Here is a 13,270-nt window from a genome sequence, read left to right on the forward strand (position 1 = left end):
CAAAATGATATCATATTTATTTCATATGTGCAATATAATTTTGAAAAGAAAATAGATTTTGGATTAAAAAACAAAAGCCGGTGAAATGTGGATTCACACAAATCACTGGCTTTGATTTCTCAATACACTTTCGGTTTATATCTCATGTCATGTACCGAATACACCGTCATAAATGCATCCGGATCCTTTTCATTCATGAATCTCATCAGCTTCTGATATTCATGTTTGTCTACAATTGCAATGATCTCCCGGCGCTTTTCAAGCGTATACGCCCCAATCGCTTCATAGATCGTTGCACCGCTGTGCAGATCGTTCAGAATAAAATCCCGCACCAATTCTTCCTTCTGGGATACAATGCACACTCTTTTCTTTTCGTTCTGCCCGAAAATAAAGTAATCCACCACGATCCCGTTAAAATACGTACCGATCACACTCAGTACAACCGTCTTTGAGTCATAAACAAATGCAGCAGAAAGTGCCACACACATTCCGGCAAGGGACATCGCCTTCCCCAACTCCATATGCAGGAATTTGTTCATGATTTTCGCAACAATGTCCAGTCCTCCTGATGACGCATTGCGGTTAAACAAAATACTGAGTCCCACACTCACCAGCAGGATATAGGCGAGTACATCAAGTGCCTGATCTCCGGTCAGCGACTGATTATTTGGCAGAAGCGCTTCCAGAATCCCCATAAATACCGGAAGCATGATGGATGTATACACGGTCTTATATCCGAATTCCGGCCCGCACAGGATAAATCCGATGATCAGCAATCCTACATTCAGAATCATTGTAATCGCTGAAATCGAAAGCGGGATAAAATTCGATAACACGATAGCCAGACCTGAAATACTGCTGACCGCTGTATGGCTCGGAATCAGGAAGAAAAATACTGCTGCTGCGATGATCGCAACTGCACCTGTAAGGATAGCCATCTCTTTGAACACACCTTGTTTTTTCATGATAACCTCCAAAATATATTTCTTCCATTATCATATCACAAATTGTGTCTATTGAATATCCTTCCTGCAATATTTCCAATATCCCAGAACAACACAAATGACAGCCACAGCCATCCCGATCAAAATCATTTTCCCATCCAGACAGCCATTTTCCACAATGTCCGCGCTCTCGGCATAGCCAAATGGTGTGATATATTTTAAGAATTCTGCGCTTTCGGAAATATTAGCCACAATATTCAGGAAATACATCGCAGTCGCAATTCCCAGTCCGATTCCGATTCCGCTTTTTCTGATAAATGCTGAAATTCCAAAGCATATACCTGCCAGTTCCAGCTGCACCAGGGAAAATGCAAGATGGATCAGCGAAATTTCTTTCCACATGATCTCTTCTCCGATTCCTTTAATGGAAGCAACCGACAGCGCAAAGATGATCGCATTCAGAATCACGATCTGAATAAGAACAGAAATCAGCTTTTCACTGACAACCCGGCTTCTGCTGACCGGATGTGTAAGCAGAAATTCTGCGGTTCTTTCTTTTTCTTCCTTTGCCAGAACCCCGACTGCAACAAAAGAGGCAAAAAATGCTCCGCCTAATCCCAGAATATTTCCACACTCAACAGAATAGAATCCGATCAGAGTACCAAAATTCAAACGATCCATGCCAAAAGCTGCTGTAAATGCTCCCATGGAAGCGAATATGTCGCTGACACCTTCCATTTCACCTTTCATTTCAGGATACAGCAGCACACAGATTACAATAAAAAAAGCGATCGACACCGTCCATATCGCAAGTGCTTTCCAGCCTTGTTTTAATTCATGCTTTGTTAACGTCATTACTGCTCCCCTCCATCCTCATAGTAATGCATAAATATTTCTTCCAGATCCGGCTCTGCGACCGAAAGATCCGTGATATCACTGCCTGCAAGTATCTGGAGAAGTCGTTTGATATCTCCACTATAAAGAAAACTAGATACGCCGTCTGTTTCCTGAAGATCACGTACACCATCCAATCCCTGAAGTGAGATTGCTCCATGAATCGTGATGCGTTTTGCATTGGTGCGGGACAATGCTTCCACACTGTCGCAGGCAATCATACGTCCTTCCCGAATAATTGCCGCTCTCGTACAATTTCTCTGAATCTCTGACAGCACATGGCTGGACAGGAAAATGGTTGTACCCTGTTCATTTTTCTCTCTCAAGACAGAGAAGAATTCCCTCTGCATGAGCGGATCCAGACCACTGGTCGGTTCATCGAGAATCAATAACTTCGGATTATGCTGCAGCGCCGCAACGATCGCAACTTTTTTCCTGTTCCCGAAAGACAGCTCTTCCACTTTCCGGCTCGTATCAAGCTGCAGCCGGTCACATAATTCTGCCGATGCTTTCGCACAGTCTGTCTTCCTCAGATCCGCAGACAACTTCAAAATATCTTTGACCTTCATCCCCTGATAAAATACTGCTTCCGAAGGCAAGTATCCCACTTCAGACAGAATCTGATTTCTATCCTTCCCTATATCCATTCCCAGTATTTTAGCCTGCCCCGAAGTCGGATGGATCAGTCCCAGAAGCGTTCGGATCGTGGTAGACTTCCCCGCCCCGTTCGGTCCGATAAATCCGAAAAACTCTCCTTCTTCTACCGACAGATTCAACTTAATAATCCCTCTTGCTTTACCATAATATTTGGTCAGATCCGTTGTTTCAATTGCCTTCATCGTGTTCCCCCTCTTTTCGTAAATAAATAGATTTCCAGAAATCCACCATTTTCAGGAAATCCCGCTCCATCATGTCCACATCGTACTTCTCATCCTGAATCTTTTCCCAGATATATCCTTCCGAAGCCCAGTACATATCGTTATACATCATTTCGATGTCTATGCCGGGGACAAACTGACTGGAGTCAAAGTTCAGTTGTTTGACATTCTGTTTAAAATCGGCATATTTTGCGATGCTTTTCTGGATATCCGCCCTGACCTCCGGGTCCTTCTCGTAATACACCTTGAGCGTAAATTTCCCAATTTCCGGATACCTCCGCATGATACGTACTTTCGCCTGCGTTCCTTTGTACATAGCTTCAAACAGATCCTTCTGCTCATAACATCCACTTTTCGTCAGTTCTTCAATCGTGAGCTGCGCACAATTCTCCCACAGGAACAAATACAGCTCTTTTTTATTATGAAAATAATAGAATAATAAAGACTTGCTGATTCCGGCTGCATCCGCAATCTCGCTCATTGGACTTTTCTTATAAGAATTTTCCGAAAACACCCGATAGCCGGCGTTGATGATCGCTTCCTGCTTTTCTATCGGAAGGGAAAAGAATTTCTCGTTCATGGCGTTCCTCCTTGGCTTCTCCGATTATTGACCGGTTCGGTTAATTACTATTATATACGATTGACCGATTTTGAGAAGGCCCAATTTATTTCCAGAATCCGGTCTTTCATTACATCTGCTTTATATTTTCCTACTGTTTTTCTTGTGGCGATGATCTGACGATTCAGGTTCGTCAGACAGATTTTATCATCATCGATCAGGTCAAAAGCTCCCACGCCACTCCTTACCAGCGTTTCGCACACATATCCTCCCACACCTCCGATTCCGAATACTGCCACTTTCGCCCCCGCAAGTCGTTTCATTGCTTCTTCTCCCAACAGTAACTGTGTCCTTGAAAATTGATTTATCATTGGCTTGTCCCCTCAAATATAATTTTACAGATTTGCGACAAATATGCAGCATTTTAATCCTCCTACGATTCTCTACATCAAACGCAACAACAACATGTTACATACCGTCCCTGATACGATTGAAAATAACGTATTATGTTTCCACTTGTAGCTAATCACCGTCACCACTGCCGCAATCAGTTCCGGTACTCCGGTCCCTCTCCAGTCTGTCACTGCACTTTTCAGACAATACACAATCAATACCGCCATAATTGCAGAAGGCAGGATTTTTCCAAGATAGACCAGTTCTTCCGGCATCTTTCTTCCATCGTGGAAAGCCACGAACGGCAGAGCACGAAGTGAGAATGTTATAACGGCAGATACCAAAATTGCAAGAATAATCTCATTTTTATTCACTCTCCACTCCTCCGTTTACGTACAACCAGTAGCATGCCCGATATAATAAGTAATGAGGGAAGTATAAAACTCCTCTCTCCGATTGTAATCAGACAAATCAATGCCACTGCCAGACCCGCCAGAGCAGGCAGATGGTTATCCGCCTTCTCCCACTGGTCTATAAAGATGATAATAAATAAGGCCGTCATGCAAAAATCAATCCCTTTCAGATCAAACGGAATCACCTGCCCCAGGATTCCCCCCGTAACAGCGCCAATCATCCAGTAACATCGGGAGAGCAATGCAATCAGGAACATGGTATCTTCTTTTTCTTTCCCTTTTGAGTCAAGAGTCAGGTTAACCGCATAAGTCTCGTCTGTCATGGTGTGGATCATATACAACATTTTCTTCCCCATTTCTCTGAATTCATCCACAAATGTCAGACTATAGAATACCTGCCGGCTATTCATCAAAAAAGCCATCAATGCGATGGTAAGAATAGAAGCGCCACTGCTCAAAAAAGTAATCAGAAGGAACTGAAACGCCCCTGTATACACCGTCATACTGATGAACAATGAGTAATACCATTTAAATCCTGCCTCTTCCATCATGATTCCATACGCCATACTGACGAACAGATAACTGAACATGATTGGTATGGACTTTATAAATGCATTTTTCAGGATTTCTTTTCTCAATTTAACACTTTCCCTCTCTCTTTTAATGTTACTTATCTTCACAATATTCCCCGAATCCGTTCAAGGCATTCCGTGATTATTTTTCTTGGAGCTGCAACATTTATCCTCTGAAATCCTCTTGCCTGCTTCTTCATAATCTCATAGCCGGGATGTTCCGGCAGACCGGGATAATACACGTTTTTCACACAACTTTGTTGCTTCAGCTAGGCAGCTATTTGAATTGCATTTTCCTGTGATTTCTCCATACGTATTCCCAGTGTTTTAATTCCTCTTAGAAGCAGCCAGCTATCAAAAGGCGAAAGCCCTGCCCCTGTAGTCTTTATAAGGAAACGAAGTCTCTCCTGTATTTCTTCGTTGTTCGTTACAACAAATCCTGCAAGTGTATCATTATGTCCTCCCAGAAACTTTGTCCCGCTGTGTATTACAATATCAGCTCCAAGTTCCAATGGGTTTTGAAAATATGGTGACAAGAATGTGTTATCCACAATCAACAATAAATGATGTTTCTTCGCTATTCCGGCAATGTAAGATATATCTGAAACATTCATCATCGGATTCGTAGGCGTTTCTATATATATGGCCTTCGTGTTTTCCCGAATGACCCCCTCTACATCTTCATTAGAACAATCCAGAAATGTAAATTCATAATGATTCTTTTTAGAGACATTATCAAACAGTCGAATGCTCCCACCATACAGATCTGATTCGACAACCAAATGATCACCGGGCTCAAACAGCTCCATCAATAGTGTAATCGTATCCCGTACTTTTCCCAACACCCGGGTGTGCGTAAGTTGATGTCTGATATATTGGATAACTTATCGCTCCATAGTTTTCTGATTTCCCTTCTGTTTCTTTTAAATGAAGACATCTTGTATTGATCCCTCTGTCCATACTTTCCTCTCTCCTAAAAGTCATTTTTTCATATTTTCTGTAAGGTCTTATCATTTTTTTACCATTCCAATGAATATAAGTTTACCATATATAAATGTCACTGCCTAATCCAGATATATTATTACGATATATAGGAATAAACTATAGCAAAGCAGCAGCATGAAGAAACTCTCTTCCTCATGCTGCTGCTTTGTGGTAAGTGGTGAACCCCACCTTTATTCATTTTCTTTTTTCATGAGATCATTCTCTCATGGAGTGGAACTTCGATATAAAATCATGCCAATGGGCGCTGGTCGTGGCAAAAGAAACGTCCCTACTATCTAAAAAACCACAAAACCTGCGTCTTCAAGTTTTGTGGTTTAAAAAATCGGAGTGACAAGATTTGAACTTGCGACCTCTACGTCCCGAACGTAGCGCTCTACCAAGCTGAGCCACACTCCGATGTGTTTCGGATATTCTTTTCAGAATATCCTTTTCCCTTATTCAATTAAGGAGCTACGGATAGAGGACTCGAACCTCTACTAACAGAGTCAGAGTCTGCTGTGCTGCCATTACACCAATCCGCATTATCTGGTGTTTGTTAGCCGCTCTCATCAGCGAACAATGTTATTATACCAGAACTTCCATGAAATGCAACCCCTTTTTTTATTTTTTTTAAAGAAAGTTTTCTTGTGTTTTTTCTTTCTTTTTTCAGACATTTCACATCTGCTTTTTTCTGTACCAGTTCAGCATTCCAAGGGCCAGAATCAGGCAAACTGTTTCTGCCAAAAGCGGTGACCACCAGATTCCTTCTCCGCCGAACACAGCCGTCAGAATCACCAGACTTCCCACCAACGCAACCAGACTCCTCGTCAATGATATTGCCGCTGCAAATCCTGCCTTTTCGATCGATGTAAAATACCCGCCAATCACTACATTATATCCCGCCAGCAGAAAGGACAGGATAAAAACGCGAAACACTCGCACAGTATACGCTATGAGCTGCGGATTGTCGTTTTCCAGGAATACTTTTACAATTCCTTCTGCTCCCAGATAGCAGCCTGCCGTTGATACACCCGAAAATACCATAGCCGCCACAATCCCGTATTTCAGAAGCTTCTGATACTTTTTCCGCTCCCCTTTACCATAATAATAGCTGATCAGCGGCTGTGTTCCCTGAGCGATTCCGGTCATTGACATCACCACAATCGTATTCACGTAGGAAATGATCGTATAACTTACCAAGGCTTCTTCTCCGATAAATGCCAGTATGGCCTGGTTAAAGAAGAAGATGATCATTCCACCCGAAAACTCCGTAATGCCGGACGCGAACCCATTCTGTATCTGACGCCATATAACCGCAAAGCTGAACCGGAATCCGGCAAAGCGGATCGTTCCTTTGGGCCCGAGGAAATGCTTTAGATACAGTACAATGACAGCAGCCTGAGAAAGGCCTGTTGCCCAAGCTGCTCCCCGTACGCCCTGGTTCCATCGTATTACCATAAGATAATCCAGAATGCAGTTTAGAACTGCACCGCTGGTAACATAAATCGTAGCCAGCTTCGGATACCCATCTGTCTTGATCAGAGTTTCAAAAGAATACGAAAGCATGTACGCAATCGCAAATGGCGCGATTGTACCAATATATTCCTTCGCATAGGGAAGAATCGTATCCGTTGCGCCCAGAAATCTGGCAAATGGTTCCAGAAAAATCAGTACCAGCGCTGTCACGGTTACCGCCAGCACACAAAGAACCACTATGTTCTGGGTAAACACCTGATTCGCCCTCTCTTTTTCCCCCTTTCCCAAAGATATTGCAACGATTGTAGAATTTCCTACAGCAAATAACAACGAAATTGAAAATAATCCTACCGAAAATGGCATGGATATATTGACTGCCGTAAGTGCCACTTCCGAAACTCCTCGTGCAACAAAGATTCCGTCCACCATCGTATATAAAGAGAATACACACTGTGCGATAATCGACGGAATGATAAATTTCAAAAAATCTGTCTTTAGCGACTTGCCTTCCAATTGCATAAAACAAAAACCTCTACTTTCATACGCTTCCTTTTCAGATTAAACCTTGGTATAATACTAAGGTCAACCCGTTTTTGCAAAATGTTTTAAATTTTTTCTGTTCTCAATAAAAGGAGTCACTTATGAAACAATACTATACGATCGGTGAAATTTCAAAGATTTATCAGATTGGTACAGATTCTCTGCGTTATTATGAAAAACTTGGAATTTTATCTCCCAGAAGAGGGGCAAATGGATACCGGATCTACGGTCTTGATGATCTTTGGAAACTGAACGTCATACGCGATCTGCGCCGTTTAGACTTTCCGATGGAAAAGATCCGGAATTATATGCAGAACCGGAGTATCGAGTCCACCCGAACGCTCCTGGAGGAAGAATTAGGGCTCATAGAAGAACATATGAAGGCTCTGGAAAAACTGAAAGAAAATGTTTCCGAACGGTTATCCACCTTGGAAAAAGCTACCCGCCAGCCACTTGACACCGTAATACTTAAACATTTTCCCAAGCGTAAATGCCATATTCTCAACCACCTTTACCATACGGACGAAGAAATGGATATGCTCATCAAGCAACTGATGAATAAGGATAAAAATCACCTGTACATTATTGGCAATAATCGAATCGGCTCATTTCTTCCTCTTGAAGATGCAACCCAAAATCGTTTCGGAAACTATGCCGGGGTATTCATTATTGATCCGAACGGAACGGATGAACTGGACGAAGGGGACTATCTCTCCGTCTGTTATCAGGGCAATTCTCACCAACACAAGTCTTATTTTCCTATGATACAAGAATATGCTGATAAACACCATCTGATTTTATCCGGTGATCTTCTTGAGTTTTTATGGATTGACATTCACCAGTCCGCGAATTACGGGGAACACATTACGGAATTACAGATAAAAGCAGAAGCCTCCAAAAATACAGAGCGTGCCTGCAGCAAATTGTAACCAAATGTCAAAAGCGCAAATTACTCTCTACCTTCACGTATCTGTGAATCAAAAAGTAATTTGCGCTCATATATTTTAACAATTCGAAGTTCAGCCCTGAAGTATCATTTTACATTGCAGTATATTTCTTTCGGACTGTATATCCAATGGCACCAAGCCCTGCCGCACAGAAATTATTGATTACTACAGCGTATGTCTCAGCCGGGTCAAATGCTCTTCCGTTCACACTCTTAATCGTAACACGATTAATTCACATCCTTTGAGACGTTCCACAGCATCGCATCTGTGATCAGATCGCCAAGATTTGTCTCACTGTCTCTGTTTCCCTGTGGCGCCCGTTCTCCATTCAGATCGGTTTCCGTTCTGGCAAATACTTCTCAGTAACCCTCGTCTTTTTTGTCTGTCCTTTTCCATAATTGGATCTCCTTTCCTTTTTGCACCTTGCATGCACAGTAAAACATATGCCGCATCTCGCACATTAACAGAGTAAATATATCAAGTGACAGATAAAAACACATAAATTCTATGTAATATTATTGTAAAATGTGGCCAGGGGTACGTCCCCTGGCCACTCTTACTAAATACTCTGAATTCTCTTAATTGCTTCCAGTGTGTTTTCATAGCTTCCGAATGCGGTCAGACGGAAATATCCTTCTCCGCTCGGTCCGAATCCGGATCCCGGTGTGCCTACCACATTCGCTTTCTCAAGCAGGTAATCGAAGAACTCCCATGAAGTCATATTGTCCGGTGTCTTCAGCCAGATGTACGGGGAATTCACTGCTCCGGATACGGTGTATCCTGCATTTTTCAGTCCTTCAAAAATCGTCTTTGCATTCTTCTGATAGTATGCAATCTGCTCTTTCAGCTGTGCCTTGCCCGCTTCTGAATAAACAGCCTCGCCGGCTTTCTGTACGATATATGGAGCGCCATTGTACTTGGTTCCATGTCTTCTTGCCCAGAGAGAGTGCAGCATCACATCACCGCATTTCAGATCTTTCGGAATAACGGTTGCACCCAGACGGACTCCGGTGAATCCTGCATTCTTCGAGAAGCTGCGGAGTTCGATCGCGCAGGTTCTTGCACCTTCGCATTCATAAATGCTGTGTGGTACATTTTCTTCTGTAATATATGCTTCATAAGCTGCGTCGTAAATGATCACAGCTCCGACTTTATTTGCATAATCAACCCATTTCTGCAGTTCGTCTTTGGTGATCGTTGCTCCGGTCGGATTATTCGGGAAACACAGGTAAATGATATCCGGTGTCTTTTCCGGAAGTTCCGGTGCAAATCCGGTCTCAGCCGTACACGGCATATAGATCACATCACTCCAAGTTCCGGTAGCTGCGTCGTATGTACCGGTACGTCCTGCCATGACATTGGTGTCTACATAAACCGGGTAAACCGGGTCACATACTGCAATCTTACAATCCGGTCCAAAAATCTCCTGAATGTTTCCGGAATCGCATTTTGCTCCATCGGAAATGAAGATCTCATCCGATGCGATATCACATCCGCGTGCCTGGAAATCATTCTTTGCAATCGCACTTCTCAGAAATTCATACCCAAGATCCGGCGCATAGCCGTGGAATGTCTCGGCGTGTGCCATCTCATCCACCGCACTGTGGAGCGCTTCAATGATCGCCGGTGCAAGCGGCTGGGTAACATCACCGATTCCCAGACGGATGATGGATGCGTCCGGATTTGCAGCCTGAAACGCGGCTACTTTCTTAGCAATATTGGAAAACAGATAGCTTCCCGGTAATTTCAGATAATTTTCATTTACTTTGTACATTGATATCTTCTCCTTTTATAAAATTCCGTCAAACACCCGCTCTGCAGGTCCTGTCATATACACATGATTGACCTTGCGGTCCCATCTGACGGCTAATTCTCCTCCTAATAATTTAACTGTAACTTTCTCATCTGTCAAGTCATTCAATACGGATGCAACACAGGCGGCACAGGCTCCCGTACCACAGGCAAGCGTCTCTCCCGAACCCCTTTCCCAGATTCTCATGGCAATCGTTTTTCGATCAATCACCTGACAAAACTCTGCATTGATCCGATCCGGGAACCTGGGATGGAACTCAAACGCCGGTCCCAGCTCCTCCACCGGGAAATCCTTCACATGATCCACATAGACAACTGCGTGTGGATTCCCCATGGAAATCCCCGTAATCCGGTATTCCTCTCCCTTCACCGTGATCGGTTCATTCAGTACAAGATCTCGCTCGCACAAAATCGGGATGCAATGGGTATTCAGTCTGGGGGTTCCCATATCCACGCAGACTGCCTCCACCTCACCTTCCTCAATCTGAAGCGCCAGATTACGTATCCCGCAGGCGGTTTCTATCGTCAAAGCCGTCTTTGCCGTCATTTTGCACTCATACACGTATTTCGCGAGACAGCGGATCCCGTTTCCACACATTTTTGCAGCGGAACCGTCCGCATTGTAAATCTCCATTTTAAAATCAGCCTTCACGGAAGGTTTCACCAGTATCAATCCGTCCGATCCAATTCCAAAATGTCTGTCACTGATTCTTTTTGCTAATTCTGATGGTTCTGTTATCTTTTCTCTGAAGCAATTCACAAATACATAGTCGTTTCCAAGTCCATGCATCTTCGTAAAATTCATAGATCGCTTCGCTCCTGCCAACTCCTATTCTGCCATAATACTAAGTACCATCTGAGCTGTCTCCACCATATTCGTTCCGCTGTCCATACTGCATTTCTGCAGATAGCGGTGTGCTTCTTCCTCTGTCATATGATTTCGCTCCATCAGAAGCTCTTTTGCCTGCTTCACTAATGCCTGCTGCTTCGGGTTTCTGTTCTTCAGGTCGGCCTTGCGTTTCTTTCTGCGCCGCTCCATCGTGCGCATCAGCATTTCCATCGTATTTACAAGATCAAATACTTTGATGGGCGTCCCAAGGCCGATCACACCCGGAATCCGGCCATCATGCCATTTCTCCGGTGATGCAACCAACAGCATCTCAAATGTCTCCGGCAGATACTCTCTCAATTCAGTATATAGCATATCCGATAATTTATACCCACAAACTATAATCCCATCATCAAGATCATCTGCATATTGGATCGCCTGTGCACCGGTCGTACAGACCGCCATCACACCAAATCCGTTTCGTACCAGTATATTTCGAATATTCGTCGCATTTTCCTTCTTGGGAAATACAACAATAATACTACTCATTATACCAGCCTCCTCACTCTTTTCGCCTATACAAATGCTACTTGGTAAGGAGCTCTAATATTTCTGCAGATACTCATTCATTTCCCATTCCGATACATGACTGCGGTATCTGTCATACTCTGCTTTTTTTGCTTTGATAAATTTCTGGGAAAGTTCCTCTCCAAGTACCTTCTGGATAAAAGCATCTTTCTCAAATTCTTCTACCGCTTCCATAAGGCTGCCCGGGAGACATTCAATGCCAAGCGCCTTTTTCTCCTCTTCATTCAATTCAAAAATATTCTGACTGATTTCTTTTGGAGGAAGAATTTTTTCACGGATTCCCTCCATTCCTGCTGCCAGACAAACCGCAAGTGCAAGATATGGATTTGCAGATGCATCCGGGCTTCGCAGCTCGATTCGTTTACCGCTCCTTCTGGATTCCGGAATCCGGATCAGCGGTGTTCTATTATTTGCCGACCACGCAATATAAGTAGGTGCTTCATATCCGGGTACAAGACGTTTGTAAGAATTTACCAGAGGATTCGTGATAAATGTAATCGCCTTGATATGCTTCATGAGTCCGCCGATGAAATAATAAGCTTCCTGGCTCAGACCATGTTCATCATTTTCATCCGAGAAAATATTCTCTCCATCTCTGGAAAGTGACATATTCAGGTGCATTCCGGAACCATTGATTCCGTATTTCGGTTTTGGCATAAAGGTCGCATGTAATCCGTGACGTTTGGCAATTGTTTTCACAACCATCCGGAACGTAACCATATTATCCGCAGTTTCAAGCGCTTCCTCGTATTTCAGATCGATCTCATGCTGCGCCGGTGCCATTTCATGATGGGATGCCTCAATCTCTATTCCCATATCCTCCAGTGTGAGCACCATATCCCTTCTCGCATTTTCTCCCAGATCGAGTGGCCCAAGATCAAAATATCCCGCCTTCTCATGCGTTGTTGTCGTCGGTGTTCCATCATCATCCTGATGGAAAAGGAAAAATTCAAATTCAGGTCCGACTACAAACTGATATCCCATTTCTTCGGTTTCCCGAATTACATTTTCCAGAACCTGGCGTGGGTCGCTCTCGTACGCTGTTCCGTCCGGACGGTAGATATCACAGATAAATCTTGCCACTTTTCCCTGCTGCGGCCGCCATGGGAAAATGGTAAATGTATTCAGGTCCGGCCGAAGATACATGTCTGATTCTTCGATCCGCGAAAATCCTTCAATTGAAGATCCGTCAAACATGCATTCATTATTCAATGCTCTTTCAAGCTGTCCTGTAGTGATCGCCACATTTTTCAATGTACCGTAAATGTCAGTAAACTGCAGACGGATAAATCCGACATCTTCTTCTTCCACCAGACGCAGAATATCTTTTCTTGTATAATTTCTCATAATTATGTATTCCTCCATACTGAAAAACAGACTGCATTTTGATAATACTAAACTCTCTGATATTGAAAAAAGGGCGCTCTTTCCCTATCAGAAA

12 protein-coding genes, 2 tRNA genes and 2 pseudogenes are annotated in these 13,270 nt (G+C 43.4%); 1 reads left to right on the top strand and 15 read right to left on the bottom strand.

Features of this window, described 5'->3' with window-relative positions; translation table 11 throughout:
• Nucleotides 1–119: 119 nt before the first annotated feature.
• The 11 genes and pseudogenes from ACTNB3_RS00695 to ACTNB3_RS00745 form a co-directional block, all read right to left on the bottom strand.
• On the bottom strand, nucleotides 120–965 hold the full coding sequence (locus ACTNB3_RS00695; protein WP_427818922.1) for a YitT family protein: 846 nt from the start codon (nucleotides 963–965) through the stop codon (nucleotides 120–122).
• Nucleotides 966–1,013: 48 nt separating this feature from the next.
• Entirely contained in the window at nucleotides 1,014–1,799 is a 786-nt protein-coding gene (locus tag ACTNB3_RS00700; RefSeq protein WP_441024105.1) for an ABC transporter permease subunit, read from the bottom strand.
• Complete coding sequence (locus ACTNB3_RS00705; protein WP_427806330.1) at nucleotides 1,799–2,677, bottom strand: ATP-binding cassette domain-containing protein; 879 nt, start codon at nucleotides 2,675–2,677, stop codon at nucleotides 1,799–1,801. The genes ACTNB3_RS00700 and ACTNB3_RS00705 overlap by 1 nt, the downstream gene beginning before the upstream one ends.
• Entirely contained in the window at nucleotides 2,664–3,296 is a 633-nt protein-coding gene (locus ACTNB3_RS00710; protein WP_427806329.1) for a TetR/AcrR family transcriptional regulator, read from the bottom strand. The genes ACTNB3_RS00705 and ACTNB3_RS00710 overlap by 14 nt, the downstream gene beginning before the upstream one ends.
• An 83-nt stretch (nucleotides 3,297–3,379) precedes the next feature.
• Nucleotides 3,380–3,646 (bottom strand): annotated as a pseudogene (locus tag ACTNB3_RS00715) (tRNA threonylcarbamoyladenosine dehydratase); the annotation flags it as partial.
• Nucleotides 3,647–3,718: 72 nt separating this feature from the next.
• A complete protein-coding gene (locus ACTNB3_RS00720; protein WP_427818919.1) occupies nucleotides 3,719–4,042 on the bottom strand; it encodes a branched-chain amino acid transporter permease in 324 nt (107 codons plus the stop codon).
• Entirely contained in the window at nucleotides 4,039–4,719 is a 681-nt protein-coding gene (locus ACTNB3_RS00725; RefSeq protein ID WP_441024107.1) for an AzlC family ABC transporter permease, read from the bottom strand. Before ACTNB3_RS00725 ends, ACTNB3_RS00720 begins: the two co-directional genes overlap by 4 nt.
• 110 nt (nucleotides 4,720–4,829) lie before the next feature.
• Nucleotides 4,830–5,613, bottom strand: a pseudogene (locus ACTNB3_RS00730) (trans-sulfuration enzyme family protein); the annotation flags it as partial.
• A 367-nt stretch (nucleotides 5,614–5,980) separates the two neighbouring features.
• Nucleotides 5,981–6,054, bottom strand: a tRNA-Pro gene (locus tag ACTNB3_RS00735).
• A 54-nt stretch (nucleotides 6,055–6,108) separates the two neighbouring features.
• A tRNA-Gln gene (locus ACTNB3_RS00740) sits at nucleotides 6,109–6,179 on the bottom strand.
• A gap of 133 nt (nucleotides 6,180–6,312) precedes the next feature.
• Complete coding sequence (locus ACTNB3_RS00745; RefSeq protein WP_441024109.1) at nucleotides 6,313–7,632, bottom strand: MATE family efflux transporter; 1,320 nt, start codon at nucleotides 7,630–7,632, stop codon at nucleotides 6,313–6,315.
• 122 nt (nucleotides 7,633–7,754) lie between these two features.
• On the opposite strand from ACTNB3_RS00745, the gene ACTNB3_RS00750 reads away from it, so the two are divergent.
• Nucleotides 7,755–8,582, top strand: a complete 828-nt coding sequence (locus ACTNB3_RS00750; RefSeq protein WP_427818916.1) for a MerR family transcriptional regulator — start codon at nucleotides 7,755–7,757, stop codon at nucleotides 8,580–8,582.
• Nucleotides 8,583–9,159: 577 nt separating this feature from the next.
• Here ACTNB3_RS00750 and ACTNB3_RS00755 read toward each other — a convergent pair.
• The 4 genes from ACTNB3_RS00755 to glnA are packed head-to-tail and all read right to left on the bottom strand — an operon-like array spanning nucleotide 9,160 to nucleotide 13,176.
• Nucleotides 9,160–10,374, bottom strand: coding sequence for an LL-diaminopimelate aminotransferase (locus ACTNB3_RS00755; protein WP_441016566.1), 1,215 nt, complete (start codon nucleotides 10,372–10,374; stop codon nucleotides 9,160–9,162).
• A gap of 15 nt (nucleotides 10,375–10,389) precedes the next feature.
• A complete protein-coding gene (gene dapF / locus ACTNB3_RS00760) occupies nucleotides 10,390–11,217 on the bottom strand; it encodes a diaminopimelate epimerase (protein WP_427806321.1) in 828 nt (275 codons plus the stop codon).
• A 24-nt stretch (nucleotides 11,218–11,241) separates the two neighbouring features.
• A complete protein-coding gene (locus ACTNB3_RS00765) occupies nucleotides 11,242–11,790 on the bottom strand; it encodes an ANTAR domain-containing response regulator (RefSeq protein WP_441024112.1) in 549 nt (182 codons plus the stop codon).
• Between the two features lie 54 nt (nucleotides 11,791–11,844).
• Nucleotides 11,845–13,176, bottom strand: coding sequence for a type I glutamate--ammonia ligase (glnA, locus tag ACTNB3_RS00770; protein ID WP_441024115.1), 1,332 nt, complete (start codon nucleotides 13,174–13,176; stop codon nucleotides 11,845–11,847).
• Between the last annotated feature and the right edge of the window lie 94 nt (nucleotides 13,177–13,270).

The organism is Bariatricus sp. HCP28S3_D3 (assembly GCF_052065755.1).
In the GTDB taxonomy this organism is placed as follows: domain Bacteria; phylum Bacillota; class Clostridia; order Lachnospirales; family Lachnospiraceae; genus Allocoprococcus.

Excerpts from the sequence above, each read along its gene's own strand:
- ACTNB3_RS00695 (WP_427818922.1), bottom strand. The coding sequence starts at position 965 with ATGAAAAAACAAGGTGTGTTCAAAGAGATGGCTATCCTTACAGGTGCA.
- ACTNB3_RS00700 (WP_441024105.1), bottom strand. The coding sequence starts at position 1,799 with ATGACGTTAACAAAGCATGAATTAAAACAAGGCTGGAAAGCACTTGCG.
- ACTNB3_RS00705 (WP_427806330.1), bottom strand. The coding sequence starts at position 2,677 with ATGAAGGCAATTGAAACAACGGATCTGACCAAATATTATGGTAAAGCA.
- ACTNB3_RS00710 (WP_427806329.1), bottom strand. The coding sequence starts at position 3,296 with ATGAACGAGAAATTCTTTTCCCTTCCGATAGAAAAGCAGGAAGCGATC.
- ACTNB3_RS00745 (WP_441024109.1), bottom strand. The coding sequence starts at position 7,632 with ATGCAATTGGAAGGCAAGTCGCTAAAGACAGATTTTTTGAAATTTATC.
- ACTNB3_RS00750 (WP_427818916.1), top strand. The coding sequence starts at position 7,755 with ATGAAACAATACTATACGATCGGTGAAATTTCAAAGATTTATCAGATT.
- ACTNB3_RS00755 (WP_441016566.1), bottom strand. The coding sequence starts at position 10,374 with ATGTACAAAGTAAATGAAAATTATCTGAAATTACCGGGAAGCTATCTG.
- dapF (WP_427806321.1), bottom strand. The coding sequence starts at position 11,217 with ATGAATTTTACGAAGATGCATGGACTTGGAAACGACTATGTATTTGTG.
- ACTNB3_RS00765 (WP_441024112.1), bottom strand. The coding sequence starts at position 11,790 with ATGAGTAGTATTATTGTTGTATTTCCCAAGAAGGAAAATGCGACGAAT.
- glnA (WP_441024115.1), bottom strand. The coding sequence starts at position 13,176 with ATGAGAAATTATACAAGAAAAGATATTCTGCGTCTGGTGGAAGAAGAA.